Origin of the sequence: Herbidospora yilanensis (assembly GCF_001570565.1) — a bacterium.
Classification (GTDB): domain Bacteria; phylum Actinomycetota; class Actinomycetes; order Streptosporangiales; family Streptosporangiaceae; genus Herbidospora; species Herbidospora yilanensis.
In genome coordinates this window covers 102016-121821 of record NZ_BBXE01000015.1, presented here as the reverse complement: position 1 = coordinate 121821, position 19806 = coordinate 102016, and the positions used below count along the sequence as shown (strand labels likewise).

General features: G+C 70.9%; 25 protein-coding genes. 17 read left to right on the top strand and 8 right to left on the bottom strand.

All coding sequences use genetic code 11. The annotated features are described in order from the left end of the window. Window positions 1-20: 20 nt before the first annotated feature. The 3 genes from AW273_RS39050 to AW273_RS06885 all read left to right on the top strand — a co-directional run bounded on the left by AW273_RS39050 (window position 21) and on the right by AW273_RS06885 (window position 1137). Entirely contained in the window at window positions 21-152 is a 132-nt protein-coding gene (locus AW273_RS39050) for a hypothetical protein (protein WP_269750223.1), read from the top strand. 144 nt (window positions 153-296) lie between these two features. Then, a complete protein-coding gene (locus AW273_RS39045; RefSeq protein ID WP_269750222.1) occupies window positions 297-428 on the top strand; it encodes a hypothetical protein in 132 nt (43 codons plus the stop codon). A gap of 61 nt (window positions 429-489) precedes the next feature. After that, window positions 490-1137: an HAD family hydrolase gene (locus tag AW273_RS06885; protein ID WP_062346393.1), complete on the top strand. Its 648-nt coding sequence runs from the start codon at window positions 490-492 to the stop codon at window positions 1135-1137. Between the two features lie 8 nt (window positions 1138-1145). Here the strand turns inward: AW273_RS06885 and AW273_RS06880 are convergent, their stop codons facing one another. Both AW273_RS06880 and AW273_RS06875 read right to left on the bottom strand, forming a co-directional pair. Then, a complete protein-coding gene (locus AW273_RS06880) occupies window positions 1146-2123 on the bottom strand; it encodes a TolB-like translocation protein (protein WP_062346391.1) in 978 nt (325 codons plus the stop codon). Continuing rightward, complete coding sequence (locus AW273_RS06875) at window positions 2110-2592, bottom strand: SigE family RNA polymerase sigma factor (protein WP_062346389.1); 483 nt, start codon at window positions 2590-2592, stop codon at window positions 2110-2112. The genes AW273_RS06880 and AW273_RS06875 overlap by 14 nt, the downstream gene beginning before the upstream one ends. A 140-nt stretch (window positions 2593-2732) precedes the next feature. Here AW273_RS06875 and AW273_RS06870 point away from each other — a divergent pair, with 140 nt between their 5' ends. Next, entirely contained in the window at window positions 2733-3113 is a 381-nt protein-coding gene (locus AW273_RS06870; protein ID WP_062346387.1) for a VOC family protein, read from the top strand. 63 nt (window positions 3114-3176) lie between these two features. Continuing rightward, window positions 3177-4379 (top strand): diaminopimelate decarboxylase, encoded by a 1203-nt coding sequence (gene lysA, locus AW273_RS06865; RefSeq protein WP_062346385.1) that lies wholly within the window; start codon window positions 3177-3179, stop codon window positions 4377-4379. 45 nt (window positions 4380-4424) lie between these two features. Here the strand turns inward: lysA and AW273_RS37015 are convergent, their stop codons facing one another. Both AW273_RS37015 and AW273_RS06855 read right to left on the bottom strand, forming a co-directional pair. After that, window positions 4425-6005 (bottom strand): hypothetical protein, encoded by a 1581-nt coding sequence (locus tag AW273_RS37015; RefSeq protein ID WP_157555611.1) that lies wholly within the window; start codon window positions 6003-6005, stop codon window positions 4425-4427. Between the two features lie 106 nt (window positions 6006-6111). Continuing rightward, window positions 6112-6522 (bottom strand): hypothetical protein, encoded by a 411-nt coding sequence (locus AW273_RS06855; protein ID WP_157555610.1) that lies wholly within the window; start codon window positions 6520-6522, stop codon window positions 6112-6114. A 208-nt stretch (window positions 6523-6730) separates the two neighbouring features. Between AW273_RS06855 and AW273_RS06850 the strand changes: the two genes are divergently transcribed. After that, on the top strand, window positions 6731-6988 hold the full coding sequence (locus AW273_RS06850; protein ID WP_062346378.1) for an SAV_915 family protein: 258 nt from the start codon (window positions 6731-6733) through the stop codon (window positions 6986-6988). Between the two features lie 65 nt (window positions 6989-7053). Here AW273_RS06850 and AW273_RS06845 read toward each other — a convergent pair whose 3' ends face one another. Both AW273_RS06845 and AW273_RS06840 read right to left on the bottom strand, forming a co-directional pair. Then, window positions 7054-7593 (bottom strand): hypothetical protein, encoded by a 540-nt coding sequence (locus AW273_RS06845; RefSeq protein ID WP_157555608.1) that lies wholly within the window; start codon window positions 7591-7593, stop codon window positions 7054-7056. 53 nt (window positions 7594-7646) lie between these two features. Continuing rightward, a complete protein-coding gene (locus tag AW273_RS06840; RefSeq protein ID WP_062346375.1) occupies window positions 7647-8480 on the bottom strand; it encodes an alpha/beta fold hydrolase in 834 nt (277 codons plus the stop codon). Between the two features lie 144 nt (window positions 8481-8624). Between AW273_RS06840 and AW273_RS06835 the strand changes: the two genes are divergently transcribed. Genes AW273_RS06835 through AW273_RS06825 form a run of 3 tightly spaced genes read left to right on the top strand, consistent with a single transcriptional unit; the run spans window position 8625 to window position 9961 of the window. Next, a complete protein-coding gene (locus AW273_RS06835; RefSeq protein ID WP_062346373.1) occupies window positions 8625-8903 on the top strand; it encodes a sulfurtransferase TusA family protein in 279 nt (92 codons plus the stop codon). A gap of 57 nt (window positions 8904-8960) precedes the next feature. After that, entirely contained in the window at window positions 8961-9362 is a 402-nt protein-coding gene (locus AW273_RS06830; RefSeq protein WP_062346371.1) for a cellulose binding domain-containing protein, read from the top strand. Window positions 9363-9385: 23 nt separating this feature from the next. Further along, window positions 9386-9961, top strand: a complete 576-nt coding sequence (locus AW273_RS06825; RefSeq protein WP_062346369.1) for a (2Fe-2S)-binding protein — start codon at window positions 9386-9388, stop codon at window positions 9959-9961. Between the two features lie 8 nt (window positions 9962-9969). Here the strand turns inward: AW273_RS06825 and AW273_RS06820 are convergent, their stop codons facing one another. Next, window positions 9970-10353 carry a YdeI/OmpD-associated family protein gene (locus AW273_RS06820; RefSeq protein ID WP_062346368.1) on the bottom strand — a complete coding sequence of 128 codons (384 nt, stop codon included), beginning with the start codon at window positions 10351-10353 and terminating at the stop codon, window positions 9970-9972. Between the two features lie 94 nt (window positions 10354-10447). Here AW273_RS06820 and AW273_RS06815 point away from each other — a divergent pair, with 94 nt between their 5' ends. From AW273_RS06815 to AW273_RS06780, 8 genes are all read left to right on the top strand, one after another. Beyond that, window positions 10448-11251 (top strand): ABC transporter ATP-binding protein, encoded by an 804-nt coding sequence (locus tag AW273_RS06815; RefSeq protein WP_157555607.1) that lies wholly within the window; start codon window positions 10448-10450, stop codon window positions 11249-11251. Window positions 11252-11263: 12 nt separating this feature from the next. Next, a complete protein-coding gene (locus AW273_RS06810) occupies window positions 11264-12247 on the top strand; it encodes an ABC transporter substrate-binding protein (RefSeq protein WP_062346366.1) in 984 nt (327 codons plus the stop codon). Continuing rightward, window positions 12244-12735 carry an iron chelate uptake ABC transporter family permease subunit gene (locus tag AW273_RS39040; RefSeq protein ID WP_269750220.1) on the top strand — a complete coding sequence of 164 codons (492 nt, stop codon included), beginning with the start codon at window positions 12244-12246 and terminating at the stop codon, window positions 12733-12735. Before AW273_RS06810 ends, AW273_RS39040 begins: the two co-directional genes overlap by 4 nt. Before the next feature lie 8 nt (window positions 12736-12743). Continuing rightward, window positions 12744-14297, top strand: a complete 1554-nt coding sequence (locus AW273_RS39035; RefSeq protein WP_269750219.1) for an iron ABC transporter permease — start codon at window positions 12744-12746, stop codon at window positions 14295-14297. A 1-nt stretch (window position 14298) separates the two neighbouring features. After that, the gene (locus AW273_RS06800) at window positions 14299-15189 is read left to right on the top strand and encodes a siderophore-interacting protein (protein ID WP_062346364.1); all 891 of its coding nucleotides are present in this window, start codon (window positions 14299-14301) and stop codon (window positions 15187-15189) included. A gap of 495 nt (window positions 15190-15684) precedes the next feature. After that, the gene (locus tag AW273_RS06790) at window positions 15685-16545 is read left to right on the top strand and encodes a DUF3800 domain-containing protein (protein ID WP_062346359.1); all 861 of its coding nucleotides are present in this window, start codon (window positions 15685-15687) and stop codon (window positions 16543-16545) included. 340 nt (window positions 16546-16885) lie between these two features. Next, window positions 16886-17425, top strand: a complete 540-nt coding sequence (locus tag AW273_RS06785; RefSeq protein ID WP_062346357.1) for a hypothetical protein — start codon at window positions 16886-16888, stop codon at window positions 17423-17425. Window positions 17426-17456: 31 nt separating this feature from the next. Then, window positions 17457-18845, top strand: a complete 1389-nt coding sequence (locus AW273_RS06780) for a PepSY-associated TM helix domain-containing protein (RefSeq protein ID WP_062346355.1) — start codon at window positions 17457-17459, stop codon at window positions 18843-18845. A 3-nt stretch (window positions 18846-18848) separates the two neighbouring features. Here the strand turns inward: AW273_RS06780 and AW273_RS06775 are convergent, their stop codons facing one another. Continuing rightward, on the bottom strand, window positions 18849-19745 hold the full coding sequence (locus tag AW273_RS06775) for a sulfite exporter TauE/SafE family protein (RefSeq protein ID WP_062346353.1): 897 nt from the start codon (window positions 19743-19745) through the stop codon (window positions 18849-18851). Window positions 19746-19806 lie beyond the last annotated feature (61 nt).

The window sequence follows — 19806 nt, the reverse complement described above, 5'->3', positions numbered from 1 at the left end:
CACGAACGAAGGGGGTTGTCATGAACAACTTCGAGAGCACCGCGAACGAGCTCACCGAGACCGAGCTCGCCGACGTCACCGGCGGTCTGCCCTGGAACTACGACTGGGCGAACTACGACTGGCGCGACGCGGTGATCGAGGCGCTGCCGTAACCACGGGGTGAGATTCGGGGCCGTCCCTGCGGGGCGGCCCCGACGCGTATCCGACTTGGAGACCGCTCGGAGTCGCGCACAAGTGATAGCCAAGTGCCCCCTGCGACTGTGTTTCCGCAAGGTTCACGAACGAAGGGGGTTGTCATGAACAACTTCGAGAGCACCGCCGAGGAGCTCGCCGACACCGAGCTCGCCGACGTCACCGGCGGCATGTACCCGAACTACGACTGGATGAACTACGACTGGCGCGACGCCGTGATCTACTCCCTGCCGTAACCAGGGGGTGGAACGGGGCCGTCCTTCGGGACGGCCCCTTCTCGCATGTCAGGCTGTACGCATGATCGAAGCAGTCGTTTTCGACCTCGACGGAGTCGTCATCGACTCCGAGCCCGTCTGGGAAGAGGTCCGCCGGGGCGTCGTCGCCGAGTTCGGCGGCACCTGGATGCCCGACACCCAGAAACGCCTGATGGGCATGAGCACCCCCGAGTGGGCCGACTACCTGACCGGCGAGCTGGGGGTCTGGCTCTCCCCCGACGAGACCGCCGCGACGGTCGTCGAGCGCATGGCCGAACGCTACCGCCACCACCTGCCCCTGCTCCCGCACGCCGCCGCGACCATGCGCGCCATCGCCGACCAGTGGCCGATCGGGGTGGCCAGCTCCTCCCCCGCCGCGCTGATCGACACCGTCCTGACCGCCCTCGACGTGGACGTCCGGGTGGCGATCTCCACCGAGACCATCAAGCGCGGCAAGCCGGCCCCCGACGTCTATCTGGCCGTCGTCGAGCGGCTCGGGGTCACCGCCGGACGGTGTGTCGCGGTGGAGGACTCCAGCAACGGGCTGCGGTCGGCCGCGGCGGCCGGGCTGATCGTGGTCGCCGTGCCGCAGGAGGCCTATCCGCCCGACGACGACGCGCTGGCCGGGGCGTCGCTGGTGCTGACCGACCTGGCCGAGCTCACGCCCGAAACGGTGGCGCGGCTGGCCTAGTGGCGGGCCTAGTGGCGGGCCAGGCCCGGGATGACGATTCCGGCCTGGGGCGGATATTCGCCGACGAACTTCTCCTCTTGCCCGATCTCGTAGAGGCGCTGCGCCTGGTTTCCGGGCTCGACCACGACGTATCCGGTCGCGGTCGGGCCCACCGCGTAGCGGCCGTCCGGGAGCCCCAGGTAGGCGTCGGCCCGGCCGTCGGGGCTGAACATCTGGACGACGGGCTTCTCGCCGTATTCGTGGAGGTAGAGCTGATCGCCCCGGGACTGGACCCACAACCCGTGGTCCTCGTCGGCGAACGGGCCGGACTGGGCGCGGAAGACGACTGAGCGTCCGGCGACGGTCAGGGTGAGCTCGTCGGTGACCTTCTGGGGCGGCAGGAGGATCAGGTCGCCGCCGCCGGTCAGGCCGACGATCTCGTTGCCCTCCGGGACGACCGGACGGGTCACCTGGCCGGTGCGCAGGTCGACGTCGAGGTAGTGGAAGACGTCGCCGTCCCGGTGGTTGGCCAGGATGATCCGGCTTGAGTCGGCCGCCCACACCCAGGGGCCGTAGACGCCGCTCAGTTCGGCGGGGATCCGGAGGTCCGGGCCGCCGAGCAGGTCGCTCAGCAGGTAGCCGCCTCCGTCGGGGACGCCGAGCCAGCGGCCGTCCGGGGAGATGGTGTAGTTGCCGGGTGGGTGGATCGTGTCGATCCCGATCTCGATGTCGCGGCCGTCGGTCAGCCGCAGCATGGTCGAACAACCGGTGCGGCAGGCGGAGTAGAGGGAATGGGCCCGCGCGCTCGCGTACGGCGGCTTGTGGAAGACGGTCGCCGGCTCCGGCTGGGGGCGGAGCCACGTGAACACGGCGATCACCACGGCCGCGACGGCCACGGCGCTCCAGCGGGCGGCCCGGCGGCGTCCGGCGGTGTCGATGGCCCGGTCGGGGTCGCCGTAGTCGCGGGCGTCGTCGGCGAGGTCGCGGTAGGCCTCACGCGGGTTCATGGATGCCTGCCTTTCTCAGCCGCTTCAGGGCGTCGTGCGTGTGCCGCTTGACCGTGCCGACCGAGCAGCCGAGCCGGGCGGCGATCTGCGCCTCGGGCAGGTCTTCGTAGAAGCGCAGGTAGAGGACGATGCGCTGTTTCGCGGTGAGGGTGGTCAGGGCGTGCCGGAGCACGATCTTCAGTTCGGTGTCGGGCGGGGGCGCGGCGGTGTCCGGGGGCTGGGAGGTCGGGAAGAAGACCAGGCTGCGGGGGCGGTGCCAGGTCCGTAACTGGTTGATCATCATGGTCTTCAGGTACGCCTCGGGGTCGTCGGCGGCCGAGATCCGCCGCCACTTGGCCGCGGCCTTGGCCAGGGTCTCCTGCATGAGGTCCTCGGCCTTGGCGTGGTCGCCGGTGAGGAGGTAGGCGGCACGCGACAGCGCGCGGCCGCGTACGGCCACGAACTTCCGGAATCCCTCTGCGTCGTACATCGCCCTAAGGACTCCGGCGGGGGACGGAAGGTTGAGACGCCGGGAACTCCGCAAGATGGACGGCGGATCCGCGGCAGGCCGCGTCTTCGACCGTGCCCGGCCGGGGTAGGTCCCTACGACTTTCCGGGCAAAGGTACGCCATGACAGTCATTCCGACGATTCGCTATCACGACGCCGACAAGGCCCTGGCGTGGCTGACCGCCGTCCTGGGCTTCACCTCGCCGGAGGTCTACCGCTCCGACGACGGCGTGGTCGTCCACGCCCAGCTCAGCCGGGGAAACGGCATGGTCATGCTGGGCTCCGTCGGGCACGGGCTCGACGTGGTGACCGGGCCCGCGAGCACGTATGTCGTGGTCGACGACATGGAGATCGACGCCCTGTACGAGATCGCGAAGGCCGCCGGCGTGGAGGTGATCCGGGAACTCCGGTCAGAGGACTACGGCGGGCGGGGGTACACGATCCGCGACCCCGAAGGGCACGTGTGGAGCGTGGGCAGTTACGACCCCGTCAATACGGCGTAGGAAATACGCGAGAACGACATATAGATCCCTATTTATAGCTATTTGGGTGCTTAGTGTCGTTTTATGGATTTGGCTGATATCGCCCGTCGATTCGGGACCCCCGCGTACGTCGTGGACGAGGACGCCGTCCGGGCCCGCTGCCGCGAATACCTCGCCGCGTTGCCGTCGGCGACGGTGGCCTACGCCGGGAAGGCGTTCCTCACCCAGGCCATGGCGTCGTGGGTGGCGGAAGAAGGGCTCTCCCTGGACGTCTGCTCCGGCGGAGAGCTCACGCTCGCCCGGTCGGTCGGGTTCCCGGCGTCCCGGATCATCTTCCACGGCAACGCCAAGACCCCCGGCGAACTGCGCGACGCCGTCGGGGTCGGGCGCGTCGTCACCGACAACGTGGCCGAGATCCACCGGCTGGCGGCGCTGGTGCCGCTCGGGCCGCGGCAGGACGTCTACCTGCGCGTCACGCCGGGGATCGAGGCCGGAGGGCACGCGGCGATCCGCACCGGCTCGGAGGGGCAGAAGTTCGGCATCCCGCTCGCCGGGCTCCCCGACGCCGTCGGGCGGGTGCTGAGCCGGCCCGAACTGCGGCTGGCCGGGCTGCACTGTCACATCGGATCGCAGATCACCTCGGTCACGCCGTTCGAGACGGCGGCCCGGATCATGGTCGACCAGCTCGCCATGGTCCGGGAGCGGTTCGCGACCACACTGCCCGAACTCGACCTCGGAGGCGGCCACGGCGTCGCCTACCTCGACGACGAGCAGGGCCTCGACCTGGCACACTTCGGGACGTCCGTGCCGAAGGTGGTCGCCGAACGCTGCCGCGAACTCCGGCTGCCCGAACCGAGGCTGGTGGTCGAGCCGGGCCGGGCCATCGTGGCCGCCGCCGGGGTGACCCTCTACCGGGTGATCTCGGTCAAGCGGCAGGGCGGCCGGACCTTCGTCGCCGTCGACGGCGGAATGAGCGACAACCCCCGCCCGGCGCTCTACGGGGCACGCTATTCGGTCTCGGTGCCCGGACGCTCCGGGGAACCCGTGACGATCGTGGGGCGGCACTGCGAGGCCGGCGACGTGATCGCCGAGGACGTGCCCGCCGGGGACGCCCGGCCCGGGGACCTGGTGGTCGTGCGGGTGACCGGGGCCTACCACCACGCGATGGGGTCGTCGTACAACCTGACGTGCCGTCCTCCGGTGGTCGCCGTGCGGGGCGGGGCGGCGCGGTTGATCGTCCGGCGCGAGGAGCCCGCCGACCTGATGCGGCGCGACGTCGGCCGCTGACGGCGGAACGCCGTCCCGCGTGTCACGGGACGGCGTTCCACGGTTCTAGAGGGCGGTGACGCAGACCGCCCTGGGGACCAACTCCAGCGGCAGCAGGCCGCCGTTGAAAACGGTCACGTCCCACGAGAGACCCGACGGGTTCGGGCCCGTGTTGACGGCCGGCTGGCCGGCCGACTCCAGCGAGTAGCCGCCGCCGACGGCCCGCTTGCCGAGCGGGCAGATCGCCTGACCGGCGCACTCGGTGCCGGGCTCACAGGTGACGGGCAGCCCGTTGACGATCTCGTAGCCCGAGACGCCGGCCAGCCCCGGCGCGCCGGCCGGACCGGTCGCGCCCAGCGGGCCCATCGGACCGGGGACGCCGGGGAACCCGGGCGGCCCGGGAGGTCCGGGCGGCCCCATCGGGCCACGCGGACCACGCGGCCCCTTGCAACACGGATGAGCCTCGGCCAGTCCCGCCGCGACCTGAACGGCGGACAGCGCCTCCTCCTGAACCGGAGCGGCCTGCACGGGAGCAACCTGGGCGGAACGGATCTGCGCCGGAGCGGCCTGCGCGGAACCAGCCTGCACTGGAGCGGCCTGCACCGGAGCGGCCGGGGCGACGGCGGGGGCGGGCTTCTTGACCTGCGGGGTCGCGGTCTTCGTCGGAGCAGGGACCGGCTTCGCCACCTGGGCGGCGGGCACGGCGGCCTTGACTGCGGCCGGGGCGGTGGCCTTGGCGTCCGGGGTGTCGACGGTCGCCATCGGAGTGAGGCCCCTCGCGGCCAGAGCGGCCTTGATCGCGGCGGCCGCGCGCATCTCGGCCAGCTTCCGCATCATCTCGGTCCGCTTGGCGGCGGCCTTCTGCATCATCTCGGCCCGCTTGAGAGCGGCCTTCCGCATCATCTCGACGCGCTTGACGGCGGCCTGCTGCATCGCCTCGGCCCGCTCGGCTCCGGCCTTCTCGACCAGCACGACCTGCGCGGCGACGGCCTCAGCCGAGGCGGCAGGCTTGGCCAGAGCGGCCGAGGCGACGGGCGCCGAAGCCGCAACCGGAGCAGCCGGGCCGGCAACCTCCGCCGGCACCGGGGCGACAGGCTTGGGCGAAGCCGGAGAGGCAACCTTCGCCGGAGGCGGGGGCACAGGCTTAGCCGAAGCCGAGCTGACAGGCTGAGCCAGAGCCAGAGCCAGAGCGGCGACCTTCGCCGGAGCCGCAGCGACAGGCTTGGCCGGAGCCGGGGCGGCGACCTTCGCCGGAGGCGGGGGCACAGGCTTAGCCGAAGCCGGGCTCCCCGGCTGAGCCGGAGCCGGAGGGACAGGCTTCGCTGAAGCCGGGGTGGTGGGCTTAGCCGGAGCCGAGGCGGCAGGCTTGGCCGGCGCGGCCGGGATGGGGTCGTCGCTCTTCGTGGCCTGGGTCGCCGAGGCGAGGGCCAGGAGGGCGGTGGCCTTCTTGGCGGCTCTGGCGGCGGCCTTCTTGGCCGACTTCTCGGCGCCCGCCGTGCCCGGGACGGTCTGCGCCGCCGGGACCGGCTGGATGGGTGGGTCGATGGGGTTGACCTGGGCCGAGGCGGTCGCCCCGGTCAAGGTCACCAGGGCGGCGGCGAGTACACCCGTCAGCCCCAGGCTCCATTTGTTGGCACGCGTATGCATATGCACTTCCATGCGAGTTGTAATTGTGAAACGACCGAACACCACGGAGGTGTCCGGTCGCAAAATACCCGCATGGATTCTGACGTCAGCCCCGGCCAACGCTAATTCAGGACAAAGTCTTATGATGCGCAAATCGGTCTATACGCCGATATTCGGTGACGACCGGAATCCTCGCGGGGGCAGAAACCCGCAGCGGCATCGGCAGCCGCATCGCCGCGCCCACCGGCCCGGCCCCGGTCAGCAGCCCCAGCCGCAGCCAGTCGGCCGTCGTGAACGTCAGCTCGCCGAGCCCGTTCACCAGGAATCCCGTCGTCAGGAACCACCCGATCACCCCGGCCGCCCCCGCCGCCACCGGACGCCGCACGACCAGCCCGATCACCGCCGTCAGCCCGGCCATCGCGGCGACCCGCCCAGACACGTCCGGTACGGCCACGGCCACCACGGCCACCGCCCCGACCGCCATCACGGCGGCACACGGAATGAGCAACTCCAATGGCGCGCCATGCCGAGAAACCATTTCCCGCCCCCTTCCGCTCATATCCAACAAGCACAAGGGGCCGCGACGGGCCATATTGATGTCATTCCTACGCCGCCTTGACGCGATGACCACGCGTAAAGGCGGCGTCAGCATTCGCGGCGCACGCGTCGGATCGCCGTAGGGAAACCCCCACGGCCTTTCTCCGGCCCCTAACGTCGATGCCGTGAACGTGGAAGGGAATACGACGATGGACGTGCCGCTATTCGTGCCGGTCCGGAAGACCGGCTGCGCCGACGCTCTCCGGGTCTTCCGCACCCCGGGCGGAGCCCGCACGGCGGTGGCCTTCACCTCTCCGGTCCGGCTCGCCCTGGTGCTCGGCGCCGACCAGCCCTGGATCCGGCTCAGCGAACCGGCCCTGCGCTCCCTCCTGGGGGACGTCGGCGTACCGGGCATCGTCGTGGACCCCCAGGCCGCCTCCACCCGACCGGCCCCGCACGCCGCGTAACCTCACAAGACCGCCTCGCGGAGACCGCACAGGCGAGGCCCACGGCATGCGGTACCGCGCCGGCCTCAGAGCGGGGTCTCGCTCGGCGCCAGGGTGAAGGTCACCTCGTAGTCGGCGTCGCCGGTCCTCATGCGGATCGTCTGGCGGGAGAAGCCCTCTCTGGGGGTCAGCCGGACCGAGCCGCCCAGGATCAGGTCGTCGGGGTCGAAGTCGTCGATCTCCCACAGGTCGATGTACGCGAGAGCGCCCGTCGCGGGGAAGGCCGGGCGGTTCGGGGTGCCGCCGCCGTTCGTCTGGACCGGCATCCCCGGCGGGCAGGCGACGTTGTCGGGGCTGTAGCAGACCCCGGTCCGGACGCCCACCGGCGGATACCACTCGTTGGCGGGCCAGATCTGCACCGTACGGCTGCTGAACGGCACGATCCCCGGCCCCTTGACCTTGAGTCTGATCTCGTCCCCGCCGCCCTCCTGGGTCGAGTGGGCGACGATCGAGTCGAGGATGACCCGCACATACGGGGCGGGCTCCGCGAGCGCGGGGGTGGCGGGTAAGACCGCGGACGCGACGAGGGCCACCCCGGCGAGACCTCTGAACAGGCGTGAGTTCATGAGGCCCAGCGTCGGGCGGCCCTCTTGTGCCCGCCTTGCGGGCGGCTGCAGCGCTAGCGCTCCAGGAAGTCGAGGAGTTCCTTGTTGACCTCTTCCGGGTGGGTCCAGCCGATGTTGTGCGGGCCGCCCTCGATGGTGACGAAGGTCAGGTCCTTGATCAGGCCGGGCAGGCGCGCGGCGGTGCTGGCGTAGGGCAGGATGCGGTCCTGGTCGCCGTGGACCAGCAGGATCGGCACGTCGATCTTCGGCAGGTCGTCACGGAAGTCCTCCAGCCAGGTGTCGACGCACTTGTACGCCGAGTAGGGGCTGCCCAGGCAGGCCGCGATGAAGCAGTTCTGGTAGGCCTCCCGGCTGATGCGGGTGCCGTCGTACATGTCGACGTTGAAGAAGTCGTCCAGGAACTTCCGGAAGTAGGCCGGGCGGTCGTGGGCGACGGCTTCCTTGATGCCGTCGAAGACCGACTTGTCGACGCCTTCCGGGTTGTCGGCGGTCTTGAGCAGGAACGGCGGGATCGCGCCCAGCAGGACCGCGCGGCGGACCCGGTCGTTGCCGTATTTGGCAAGGTAGCGGGTGACCTCGCCGGTGCCCATCGAGAAGCCGACCAGGTCGACCTCCGGCAGGTCGAGGTGGTCGAGAAGGATCTTGAGGTCGTGGGCGTAGGTGTCGTAGTCGTGACCCTGGGCGGGCTGGCTGGACTTGCCCCAGCCGCGCCGGTCGTAGGTGATGACCCGGAAGCCGGCGTCGAGGAGCACCCGCTGCTGCTTCTCCCAGGACGCGCCGTTGAGCGGATAGCCGTGGATCAACACGACGGGCCGCCCGGACCCGTGGTCTTCGTAGTGGATGTCGATCGTGTCGCTGTTCTCCCGGCCTACGGTGACCTTGCCCATATCGTCCCCCTGACATCGACTGGACCCGGCCACGCTAGCAATACGCCATTTGTTACGTTTTGCCGCTGAAAATCCCGTTCATGTATGGACTAAAGCATGATCCCGCCGCCCACTCGCTTGACCTGGTTGGGGGAGACTTGTCCCATGGCGAACGAACCGGTGGTGCTCGACGGCGGCGATCGGCGCTGCGTGCTGCTCCTGATCGAGCTGCGCGGGCTCGTCGACTCGCTCGACCCGGGGACGGTCGTCCACCTCCGCGCCACCGACCCGGCCGCGCCCATCGACCTCCCGGCGTGGTGCCACCTGACCGGTCACGGCTACCTCGGCGTGGTCGGCGACCACGTCTACGGCGTCCAGGTCGCGCGCGGCACCACGCCGACCCAGCCCGACCGGCCCTGGCACGTGAAAGATTCATCGCGCTGAACTGCGGTGACGTGCCCTTTCGTTGACCGGGAACGGTCCTCGCCGGACCATCCGCCCATGAGGATCCTGACCGCCCTCGCCGTCGCCGCAGCCCTCGTGCTCGGCATCTCCGCTCCCGCCCGCGCGATGACGTACTCCTGCGACGTCACCTACGACACCAGCGTCTGGACCGGCGGCTTCGTCGCGTCCATCACCGTCGAGAACACCGGCACGTCCACCTTCTCCCCCTGGCTCCTGCAGATCGTCTTCGCCGGGGACGAGACGATGAGCTCCGGCTGGTCGGCCACGTGGACCCAGACTCCCCCGAGCCTCCAGGCGGTCAACCCCGTCTGGGCGCCGTCGATCGCGCCGGGCACCACCTCGGCGCCCATCGGCTTCGTGGCGACGTACACGGGGACCTACGTGAACCCGACCGGCATCACCCTCAACGGGGTGCCCTGCACGGTCACCTACATCTGAGCGGTTCCCCGATAATCGGCGGAATGACGACCATCGAGGCCGCCGTCGCCGACGTGGCAGGGGTGAACACCTTCTTCGCGCTCGGCGTCGGCGGCGGGGTCCCGCTCGTCGAGCGGCTGGCCGACGACGCGGTCATCGACGCGACGGCGAAGCGGCTGCTCACCCTCGACCGCAGGGCGGCGGCGTCCATCCTGTTCCAGGGGGCGCTGGCGCGGTTGTGGTCTCCGTACGTCGGCCTGCGGGCCGCCCACGGCATCTCGATCGACCTGTCCGACGCGCGCTGGGACGACGACGGGGTGCGGGTGCCGGAGCTGCGCGAAGGGCCGAGGTTCGCGCTCGAACCGCTGGTGGCGGCGTTGCCGTGGGTGTCGCCCAAGGTCCTCTACGGCAACGCGGCCTCGGCGCTGACCGGAGCGGCGGGCGTGTTCTCCCGGGCCCGGCCGGAACACGCGTCGCGGGCCGAGGCGTTGCGGCGGGAATATCTGAACGACGGGCCGCTGACCGGCACGCTCGACCGGCGGGGCGTCCGCCGGTCGTGTTGCCTCTACTACCGGGTGGGCGGCATCTGCGGCGACTGCGTGCTCACCGCCGTGCGCTGACCCGGGGCTCAGCCCTTGACGCCCGGCCAGCGGCCGTCGGCCTTCGCCTCGTCGACCTGCGCCTGCCCGGCGGGGCGCATCCGGCCCTCGTCGATGAGCCGCTGCGCCAGGTCGCTGTTGCGGGGCGACCACTTGGAGGTCTTCTTCCTCGGCTGGTAGCGGAGGATGTAGTAGTCGTCGTCGTAGCGGTACATCTTCGAGTCGACCCAGCCGTAGCAGGCCGAGGTCTCCAGGGCCTCCTCGAAGGTGATCGTCGGGATCCCGCGCCCCTTCTTCGCGAACTTCAGCCACAGGCCGGGCTCGTGGGCGTGGTTCTTCTCCAGCCAGTCGTCGAACGCCTCGGCGGAGGCGAACGGGATGATCAGGAATCCGTCGGACTCGTTCCGCTCCATGGCGGGGAGTCTGCCTCCAGGGAGGGCGATCTAACGGGGTGTCCCTTTTACCCGATATTGAAGGTTGGCGAAGGTTAGCCTAACCTAAGTGCACGTGACCGAAACTCTCGCGTTGCGCGGCTCCGGCCTGTCCCTCGCTTACCAAGGCGTCCCCGTCGTCCACGACGCCGGGATCGTGCTGCGTGCCGGCCGGGTGACCGCGCTCGTCGGCCCCAACGGCAGCGGCAAGTCGACCCTGCTGCGCGCGCTGGCCCGTCTCCACGAGCCCGTTTCCGGTTCGGTACGGCTCGGCGACGACACCTCGGCCTTCGACCTCGCCCCCCGCGAGTTCGCCAGGAAGGTCACGCTGCTCTCCCAGTCACGGCCGACGCCCTCCGGCGTGCTGGTGCGGGACGTGGTGGCGTACGGCCGCCACCCCCACCGGGGACGCTGGCGGGCCGCAGACGCCGGGGGCGCGGCGGCGGTGGCGCGTGCCATGGACCTGACCGGGACGACCGCGATGGCCGACCGTCCCGCCGACGAACTGTCCGGCGGCGAACTCCAGCGGGTCTGGCTCGCCACCTGCCTGGCGCAGCAGACCGGCGTGCTGCTGCTGGACGAGCCCACCACGTTCCTGGACCTGCGCTACCAGGTCGAACTGCTCGACCTGGTCCGCGATCTGGCCGACCACCACGACGTCGCCGTCGGCGTCGTGCTGCACGACCTCGACCAGGCCGCCGCCGTCGCCGACGAGGTCGTGCTGCTGCACGGCGGCCGGGTCACGGCCGTCGGCGCCCCCGCCGAGGTCCTCACCGAGGCCCTGCTGACCGAGGCCTACGGCATCCGGGTCGAAGTGACCCACGACGGCGCGACGATCCGGACCCGTCCGGTCGGCCGTCATTCGAAAAGCACCATTTAAGGAAGACGTTCAATGAAGCCCCTGCGCACCGCGCTCCTCATCGCCGCCGTCCTGGGATTGGGCGCGTGCGGCACGACCGAGCCCGCCGCAGCCCCCGCCCCCGCCGCCGCCTCCGGGAGCCCGGCTCAGGCGATCACCATCACCGACTCCCTCGGCCGTGAGGTCACGCTGGCCAAGCCCGCCACCCGGGTGGTCGGCCTGGAGTGGGGCGAGATCGAGATGCTCGTCGGCCTCGGCGTGATGCCGGTCGGCGCGGCCGACGTCAAGGGATACGCCACCTGGGTCACCGCCGCGCCGCTCGACCCGTCGGTCAAGGACGTCGGCACGCGCGGCGAGCCCAGCGTCGACTCCATCGTGGCCCTGCAGCCCGACCTGATCGTGATGGAGGCCGCGGCCAACAGCCCGCTGGTGGCGCAGTTGGAGAAGTTCGTCCCGGTGCTGGTGCCCAAGGGTTCGTCGGCCACCGACAACCTGGGCCGCATGCGCGCCGACCTGAAGATGATCGCGACCGCCGTCGGCAAGGAGGCCGAGGCCGACAGGCTGCTCGCCGACATGGACGCCGGGTTCGCCACCGCCAAGTCGGCCATCGAGGCCGCCGGGCACGCCGGCAGCCCGTTCGCCATGGCCGACGGCTGGTCCGAGGGCGGCAGCGTGTCGATCCGCATGTTCGGCAAGGGCGCCCTGGTCTCCGAGACCGCCGAGGCCATCGGCCTGCGCAACGCCTGGACGGGCGAGGTCGACCCCGACTGGGGCCTGGGCACCACCGACGTCGAGGGCCTGTCGCCGCTCAAGGACGAGAAGATCCGCTTCTTCTACAACGCCAGCGACGGCGCCGACGTCTTCGCCGACGACCTCAAGAACAACGCCATCTGGACCTCCCTGCCCTTCGTGAAGAACGGCCAGGTCACCAAGTTGCCCGACGGCATCTGGACGTTCGGCGGCCCCCTCTCGGTGGCCCAGTACGCCGACGCGCTCGTGAAGGCCTACACGGCTTGACCACCACCGTCGTGACCCCCGCCGTCCCGCGCCTCGGGGTGGCGGGCGTCTTCACCGCCGCCGTCGCCGCGATCGTCGTGGTCGCGGCGGTGCACCTCACCCAGGGCACCTCCTCCGTCGGCCTGTTCGACCTGCTCGACACGGGCGACGAGGCCATGCGCGTGCTCCTGGCCTCCCGGTTGCCGCGCCTGCTCGCCGCGATCGCGGTCGGGCTGGCGCTCGGCACGTCGGGCGCGCTGCTCCAGTCGATCTCGCGCAACCCGCTCGCCTCCCCCGACACCCTGGCCGTCTCCTCCGGCGCCTATCTCGCCGTGGTGGCCGCCGCCGCGCTGGGCCTCAACCTGCCGACCCTGCCGTCGGGCGGGCTGGCGTTCCTCGGCGGCCTCGCGGCGGCCGGGCTGGTCATGGCCGTGTCGGCGGGCGGGCGCAGCGGCACCACCCGGCTGATCCTGGCCGGTCGGCGGCGGCGCTCGCGTTCACGGCGCTGACCAACCTGATGATGATCCTGTTCCAGCAGGAGACGACGGGCCTGTACGCCTGGGGTTCGGGCGCGCTGACGCAGAAGGACCTGTCGGTCGTGACGCAGGTCGGGCCGGTCATCGTGGTCGCGCTGGCCGCCGCGGTGCTGCTCGGGCCCCGGCTCGACGTGCTCGGGCTCGGCGACGAGGGCGCGACCGTGCTCGGCGTGAACGTGCGCCGGCTGCGGTTCTGGGTGACCCTGCTCGCCGTGCTGCTGGCCACGGCGGCGGTCGTGATCGCCGGCCCGATCGGGTTCGTCGGGTTGTGCGCGCCGGTGGTCGTGCGGCTGGCCGGGCGGTGGGCGCCCGGCCTGCTGGCCCACCGGCTCCTGGTCCCGCTCTCCGGCCTGGCCGGAGTGCTGGTGGTGCTGGCCGCCGACGTGTCGCTGCGGGCACTGTTCGGCGGCCAGTCGGGGGTCGACGTGCCGCCCGGCGTGGTGACGGCGCTGGTCGGGGCCGCGGTCATGGTCTATCTGGCCCGGCGGCACCGCGACGGCTGGCCGGCCCGCCGCCCGCCCGGCGTCCGGGCCGCCCACCGGTCCCGCGCCGTCTTCGCGGCCTTCGTCCTCGGCGGCACGGCCCTGCTCGCGGGGGCGGTCGTGCTCGGCATGCTGCTCGGCGACACCTTCCTGCGGACCGGCGACGTGGGCCTGTGGTTGCGGGGCCGCACGAACATGGGCATCACGTTCGTGCTCGACCAGCGTTACCCCCGCGTTCTGGCGGCGGTGCTGGCCGGGGCCGCGCTCGCGGTGGCCGGCACGATCATCCAGGCGGTCTGCCGCAACCCGCTGGCGGAACCGGGCGTGCTCGGCATCACCTCGGGCGCCGGGGTCGGCGCGATCTCGATCATCTCGTTCGCCCCCGCCGCCGGGTTGTGGGCCGTCACCGGCGCGGCCGGGCTGGGCGCGCTCGTGTCGTTCGCGCTGGTCTACGGCCTGGCGTGGAAGGGCGGCCTGAGCTCCGACCGGCTGGTGCTGATGGGCTTCGCGGTCGCCTCGGCCGGCACGGCGCTCACCGTGCTGATCATCGTGGAGACCGACCCGTGGAACACCGCCACGGCGCTGACGTGGTTGTCCGGCTCCACCTACGGCCGCACCCCGCTGCAACTGCTGCCGGTGGCGGTCGCGCTGGCGGTCGTCGTGCCGCTCGTGGCCGCGCAGCGCAGGGAACTCGACCTGCTCTCGCTCGACGAGCACACCCCGCGCATCCTGGGGGTGCCGGTGGAACGGGCCCGCCTCACCGCCCTGGCGGGCGCGGTGCTGCTGACCGCGACCGCCGTCTCGGCGATCGGCGTGGTCGGCTTCGTCGGCCTCGTCGCCCCGCACGCCGCCCGCGCCCTCGTGGGCGGCGGGCACAGCCGGGTCCTGCCGGTCGCCGCCCTGCTGGGCGCGCTGCTGGTCAGCCTCGCCGACACCCTGGGCCGGACGGCCATCGCGCCCGCCCAGATCCCCGCCGGACTGGTCACCGCCATGCTCGGCACACCGTATTTCGTCTGGCTGCTGTGGCGGTCACGAGCGGGACAGGAGTCCTGACATGCACGACCCGTGGCACGTCTTCCAGGTGCGCGTCCGCCGTGTCGAGCGGCTGAGCCCGGCGTTCCTGCGCGTCACCTTCACCGGCGACGACCTGGCACACTTCGCCGACCCCGGCTACGACCAGCGGATCAAACTGGTCGTCCCGATCCCCGAGCACGGCACCCTGCTGTTCCCCGACGGCCCCGACTGGTACGCCCGCTACCGCGCCCTCCCCGACGACCGGAAGAACCCGATCCGGACCTACACCGTCCGCGCCGTGCGCCCCTCGGTGGCGGAGGTCGACGTGGACATCGTCCTGCACCCCGACGACGGCCACCTGGGCCCGGCCGCCCGCTGGGCCGCCGACGTGCGGGAGGACGACCGCTGCGCCCTGTGGGGCCCCGACTCCCGGCACGGCGGCCCCTACGGCGGGCTGGAGTTCAAGCTGCCCGCCGACGGGGGGACCCTGCTGCTGGCGGGCGACGAGACGGCGGTGCCCGCCATCACCCGCATCCTGGAGCAACTCCCCCCGCACTTCACCGGGGAGGCGCTGATGGAGGTGCCGGAGACGGCCGACGTACAGAAGGAGACCGCGCCCGCCGGAATGCGGGTCACCTGGCTCCCCCGCAACGGCGCCGTCCACGGCTCCCTGCTGATCGACGAGGTGCGGGCCGCGGCGGCCCGCCTCATCCCGCCGGCCGCCCCCGCGCAGGTGGAGGACGTCGACGTCGACGAGGACATCCTGTGGGAGATCCCCGAGGCGCCCCCGGCGGCCTGCTACGTGTGGCTGGCCGGGGAGGCCGCGGTGGTCAAGACGCTGCGGCGGCACCTCGTGGGCGAGCGAGGGCTCGACCGGAAGGCGGTGGCGTTCATGGGCTACTGGCGCAAGGGCCGGGCCGAGTCCGTTTGAGGACATGACCTGGCCGCATGGATTCCCAGGGTCGGCGGCATGACACGCATCCTGGTGACGGTCGCCGCCCGCGCCCTGACGGAGGACGGCCACCAGGGCAGGGAGTACTGGCTCACCGGCCCGGAGGCGCTGACCGCCCCGGAGAAGGTGGCGGTGTTGTCGAAGGTCCTGGACCGCGAGATCCGCTTCGAGGAGCTCACCACCGACCAGATGTCGCCTTCATGCTCCAGGTCCGCACCGCCCCCCGATCCAGGGGCGGACGGTGCTGCCGACGGTGGAAGAGGTGACCGGGCGGCCCGCCCGCACGTTCGCCGACTGGGCACACGAGCACGCCGGGGCCTTCACAGCCTGACAAGTCTTTGCTCACTGCTTTGCCGCATGGCAATGCGCTGTGCTTAACTGAGGGTAGAAAATTCTTCAGGTGCCTAGGGGAAACCCGAACACCACATCCTAAGGCCGCCCCGGTGGGGCGGCCTTAGCGCTATTGTGACCCGGGTGCAATTCTGCTACCTCGACGAGGCCGGCGGTTGCGAGCCTCCCGACCTTTCCCCCGCCGCCACTCCAGCCATGGTCATTCTCGGACTGGTGGTGAATGCCGCGTCCATTCCCCTTCTGACGCGGGACTTTCTCGCGCTGAAGCGGCAGTATTTCCCCAACCGGTTCGATGGGCGCCGGGCGCTCGACCACATCCTGGTGGAGATCAAGGGCAGTGAGATCCTCCAGATGACGCGCAGCGATTCGCGGAACAAAAGGCGGGTCGCGACCCGCTTCCGGGGCGCGCTGCTCGATCTCGTCGAGGCTCATGGCTGCCGGTTACTCGGGCGGGTGTGGATCAAAGAACCCGGCCGGTCGATGTCCCCCGATGGGAGTTACTGTTCGGCCGTTCAGCTCATCACCACGCACTTCAACCAGTACATGCAGGTCAGAAGCGATATCGGCATGGTGATCGCGGACAGCCGTCAGTCCCACACCAATCGCAGGGTGGCTCATTCGATCTTCACTCAGAAGTGGCGGTCGGCGGGGGACCCCTATCCTGCTCTGCGCGACGTCCCGTTGTTCGCCTGCAGCGACAATCACGCCGGGCTGCAGATCGCCGATCTGATCGCCTCGACCCTCGTCTTTCCCATGGCCATCGGCGCCTATTGCGCCCGCGATCCGCGCAATGCCCACACGGCGGCCGTCAACCGCTATGCCGGAATAGGGAGCGAGACGATCGGCGAATCCGCGCGCCGTTCGGCCGAGAGAATCAAGGATTTGCAATTCCGATACCGTGACGAAATGGGACATTGGCGTGGCGGTATCACCGTGAGCGACGCCATCGGCAAACGTCCGGGTTCATTGCTTTTCGCCCCATGAAGGCGGGTCACCGGTGACCTTGTTGAAGCTGGTGCCTCGGTGCTCATGGTGCCGCGGGCCATCTTCTGGCCTTGACCTTCACCTCGGCGGTTCGTCCTGACATGGATGGTGATGACGACGTTCATGTTGTCACCGACCCGATGCCCTGTCTTCGGCGTCGGCTGGTCGCACTGACGGTGAAGGTTTCATCGAGCGGCGGGGAGGCGAGCCGGGGCCGCCCGCCTTCCTTGTGCGTCCGACCGCATGTCCGATGATGAACGGCCAGGCTGTCCGTCGCGTATCTCCGGGCGTGAGCCCTTGAGGCCTTGCCTCTCTGATCGTTTCTGGGAGCATTGCGGTCGTGGACATCGGCGGGCCCGGATTACGCGTCGCACGCGCGGCGCTGTTCGCCGTCGTGTGCGTGCTCGCGTCCCTCGCCATGCACCTGCTGGCCGGGGGCTCCCCGGTCCGTCTCCCGCTGGTCGGCGCCGCCGCCCTCGCGACCGGGTGCGTCGCGTTCGCGCTGGCCCGCCGCCGTCTCTCGGGCCCGGTCCTGCTCGGGTTCTGTTTCCTGTTCCAGTACGGCATGCACCACCTCTTCGCCCTGGGAGCGGTGACCCCGCCGGCCGACCACCACACCGGCGGCGCGGCGGCCGTGTTCGGCATGGTCGTCGCCCACGGCGTGGTGGCGGTGCTCTCGGCGGCCTGGTTGTCGCGGGGCGAGAGCGCCCTGGCGGAGCTGCTCCACCTGCTGGCGGCGCGGCTCCTGGTGTTGTCGCGGCCCCGGATCCCGGCCGTCGGGGTCGTGCGGTTCCGGGGCGCGGCGGAAGCCGTCCCGGACGAGCGGTTGCTCACCTCCGTCGTGCGGCGGAGGGGTCCACCGGTTCAGCCCGCCCGCTGAACCCGTCGACCTCTCACCCCGGAGAAAAACGATGACCTCGATCGACGTGCGTCCGACGACGCCCGATTCCGACCCCAAGGCGTCAACGCACAACTACCGTCTGTTGTGGCGGTGGCACTTCTACGCCGGGGTGTTCGTCGCCCCGATCCTGTTCGTGATGGCCGTGACCGGCTCCGTCTACCTGTTCAAGCAGCCCTTCGAGGCCTGGTCGCAGCGGGACGTGCGGGAGGTGGCCGCGGTCGCGAACCCGGTGCCGCTGGCCGACCAGGTCGCCGCGGCGCAGGCGGTCAAGCCGGGCGTCGACATCAGGGCGGTGATCCCGCCCTCGGGGCCCGAGCGGTCCACGCGGATCATCTTCCAGGGCGCCGACCCGGGGCCGTTCGCCGACGGGATCTCCGTCTATGTCAACCCGGGCGACGGCGAGGTCCTGGGCGTGGTCGACGACGCCGGCACGTTCATGGCCGCGATCCGCAAGATCCACGGCGAACTGATGGCCGGGGTCGTCGGCGACCGGATCGTGGAGACGGCCGCGTGCTGGTCGCTGATCCTGGTCGCGACCGGCGCCTACATGTGGTGGACGACCAGGAGACGCGCCGCCCCGAAGAAGAGGACCCGCGCCTCGCTGCGCCGCCTGCACATGTGGACCGGCGTCGGCGCCGGGGTGGCGATCGTGTTCCTGGTGTTGTCGGGCCTGCCCTGGTCGGGCTTCTGGGGCGACTACGTGAACAAGGCCCAGGCCTACTTCGACTCCGGCTACCCCGAGGTGACCTCGACCTCGACGCTCAGCGGCGACCTGTCGCACCACCCCGACGCGAAGGTGCCGTGGGCGGCGGCCAACCTGCCCGTGCCGGAGTCGGAGGCGCACCACGGCGGTGGCGGGGGCGTGCTCCAGCCGGGCGCGATCGCGCTGGAGGCGGCGCTGGCGGCGGCCCGCCCGGCGATCCGGGACTGCCCGCCGGGCCAGTGTGACCTGAAGATGCTGCTACCGGCCGAGCCGACCGGCGTCTACACGGTCGTCACCGACCACTACCGCGACCCGTCGGCCGGGCAGACCCTGCACGTCGACCAGTACAGCGGGAAGATCCTCACCGACTACGGCTGGAACGAGTACGGCGTGCTGGCCAAGGCCGTCGAACTGGGCATCGCGATCCACGAGGGCCGCCGATACGGCGTGCTGAACCTGCTGGTGATGCTCGGGGCGTGCCTGGCGCTGATCGCGCTGATCGTGACCGGCGTCTGGATGTGGTGGAAGCGGCGCCCGAAGGGCTCGGTCGGCGCCCCCCGCCGCCCGGCGAACGGGCGCACCACGTGGGGCGTGGTGGTCCTGCTCGCCGTGCTGGGGATTCTGTTCCCGCTGGCCGGGCTGACGATGGTGGCGATGCTGGTGATCGACCGGATCGTGCAGAAGGTGACCGCTTAGGCGTCAGGCCGCCGGGGTCAGTTCCGCCTCGGCGGCCTTCGTCTTGCGGTGCTCGCCGACCGAGTAGACGATCGACCCGACCCAGACGAGCGCGAGGACGACGTACACGACCGTCTGGACCGGACCGGAGGCGGCGACCCACTCACTGCGCAGCAGAGTGCGCACGTTGGTGATGATGATCAGGCCGCCGACGGCGGAGCCGAGGATGCGCGGCGGCACGTGCCGCACCAGCCAGGCGGCGATCGGCGCGGCGATGACGCCGCCGAGGAGCAGCACGCCGACCCAGGCGAAGTCGATGTTCTCCGAGCCGATGCCGAACAGGAAGCCGAGCGAGGCGGCGATGGCGACGAGGAACTCGCTGGCGTCGATGGAGCCGATGACCTTGCGCGGCTCCATCCGGCCGCTGGCCAGGATCGCCGGGGTGCCGACCGGCCCCCAGCCACCGCCGCCGGTCGCGTCGACGAATCCGGCGAACAGCCCGAGCGGGGCCAGGAACCGCTTGCGCATCGGCTTGCCGAGTTGCCCCTTGGGCAGGCCGAAGGCGGTGAAGCGGATCAGGATGTAGAGGCCGAGCGTGAGCAGGATCAGCGACATGATCGGAGCGCCCGACTCGGTCGAGATGCTCGACAGGAAGGTCGCGCCCGCGAAGGCCCCGATGGCGCCCGGGATGCCGATCTTCGCGACGACCTTCCAGTCGATGTTGTTGAACCGCCAGTGCGCGACGCCCGAGGCGAGGGTGGTGCCGATCTCGGCGAGGTGCACGGTGGCCGACGCGGCGGCGGCGTTGGTGCCGATCGCCAGCAACAGAGTCGTGGAGGTGACGCCGTAAGCCATGCCGAGGCTGCCGTCCACGAGTTGAGCCGCGAACCCGACGAGCCCGAGCAAGATCAATGACCGCACGGCATCTCCCTTCGATTCCTACTTTGCCCCTAGGTTAAATGATGAGCTTTCCGCGATGAAA

Coding starts and splice junctions, on each gene's coding strand:
- AW273_RS39050 (WP_269750223.1), top strand. CDS start 21: ATGAACAACTTCGAGAGCACCGCGAACGAGCTCACCGAGACCGAGCTC.
- AW273_RS39045 (WP_269750222.1), top strand. CDS start 297: ATGAACAACTTCGAGAGCACCGCCGAGGAGCTCGCCGACACCGAGCTC.
- AW273_RS06885 (WP_062346393.1), top strand. CDS start 490: ATGATCGAAGCAGTCGTTTTCGACCTCGACGGAGTCGTCATCGACTCC.
- AW273_RS06880 (WP_062346391.1), bottom strand. CDS start 2,123: ATGAACCCGCGTGAGGCCTACCGCGACCTCGCCGACGACGCCCGCGAC.
- AW273_RS06875 (WP_062346389.1), bottom strand. CDS start 2,592: ATGTACGACGCAGAGGGATTCCGGAAGTTCGTGGCCGTACGCGGCCGC.
- AW273_RS06870 (WP_062346387.1), top strand. CDS start 2,733: ATGACAGTCATTCCGACGATTCGCTATCACGACGCCGACAAGGCCCTG.
- lysA (WP_062346385.1), top strand. CDS start 3,177: ATGGATTTGGCTGATATCGCCCGTCGATTCGGGACCCCCGCGTACGTC.
- AW273_RS37015 (WP_157555611.1), bottom strand. CDS start 6,005: ATGCATACGCGTGCCAACAAATGGAGCCTGGGGCTGACGGGTGTACTC.
- AW273_RS06855 (WP_157555610.1), bottom strand. CDS start 6,522: ATGGTTTCTCGGCATGGCGCGCCATTGGAGTTGCTCATTCCGTGTGCC.
- AW273_RS06850 (WP_062346378.1), top strand. CDS start 6,731: ATGGACGTGCCGCTATTCGTGCCGGTCCGGAAGACCGGCTGCGCCGAC.
- AW273_RS06845 (WP_157555608.1), bottom strand. CDS start 7,593: ATGAACTCACGCCTGTTCAGAGGTCTCGCCGGGGTGGCCCTCGTCGCG.
- AW273_RS06840 (WP_062346375.1), bottom strand. CDS start 8,480: ATGGGCAAGGTCACCGTAGGCCGGGAGAACAGCGACACGATCGACATC.
- AW273_RS06835 (WP_062346373.1), top strand. CDS start 8,625: ATGGCGAACGAACCGGTGGTGCTCGACGGCGGCGATCGGCGCTGCGTG.
- AW273_RS06830 (WP_062346371.1), top strand. CDS start 8,961: ATGAGGATCCTGACCGCCCTCGCCGTCGCCGCAGCCCTCGTGCTCGGC.
- AW273_RS06825 (WP_062346369.1), top strand. CDS start 9,386: ATGACGACCATCGAGGCCGCCGTCGCCGACGTGGCAGGGGTGAACACC.
- AW273_RS06820 (WP_062346368.1), bottom strand. CDS start 10,353: ATGGAGCGGAACGAGTCCGACGGATTCCTGATCATCCCGTTCGCCTCC.
- AW273_RS06810 (WP_062346366.1), top strand. CDS start 11,264: ATGAAGCCCCTGCGCACCGCGCTCCTCATCGCCGCCGTCCTGGGATTG.
- AW273_RS39035 (WP_269750219.1), top strand. CDS start 12,744: ATGATGATCCTGTTCCAGCAGGAGACGACGGGCCTGTACGCCTGGGGT.
- AW273_RS06800 (WP_062346364.1), top strand. CDS start 14,299: ATGCACGACCCGTGGCACGTCTTCCAGGTGCGCGTCCGCCGTGTCGAG.
- AW273_RS06780 (WP_062346355.1), top strand. CDS start 17,457: ATGACCTCGATCGACGTGCGTCCGACGACGCCCGATTCCGACCCCAAG.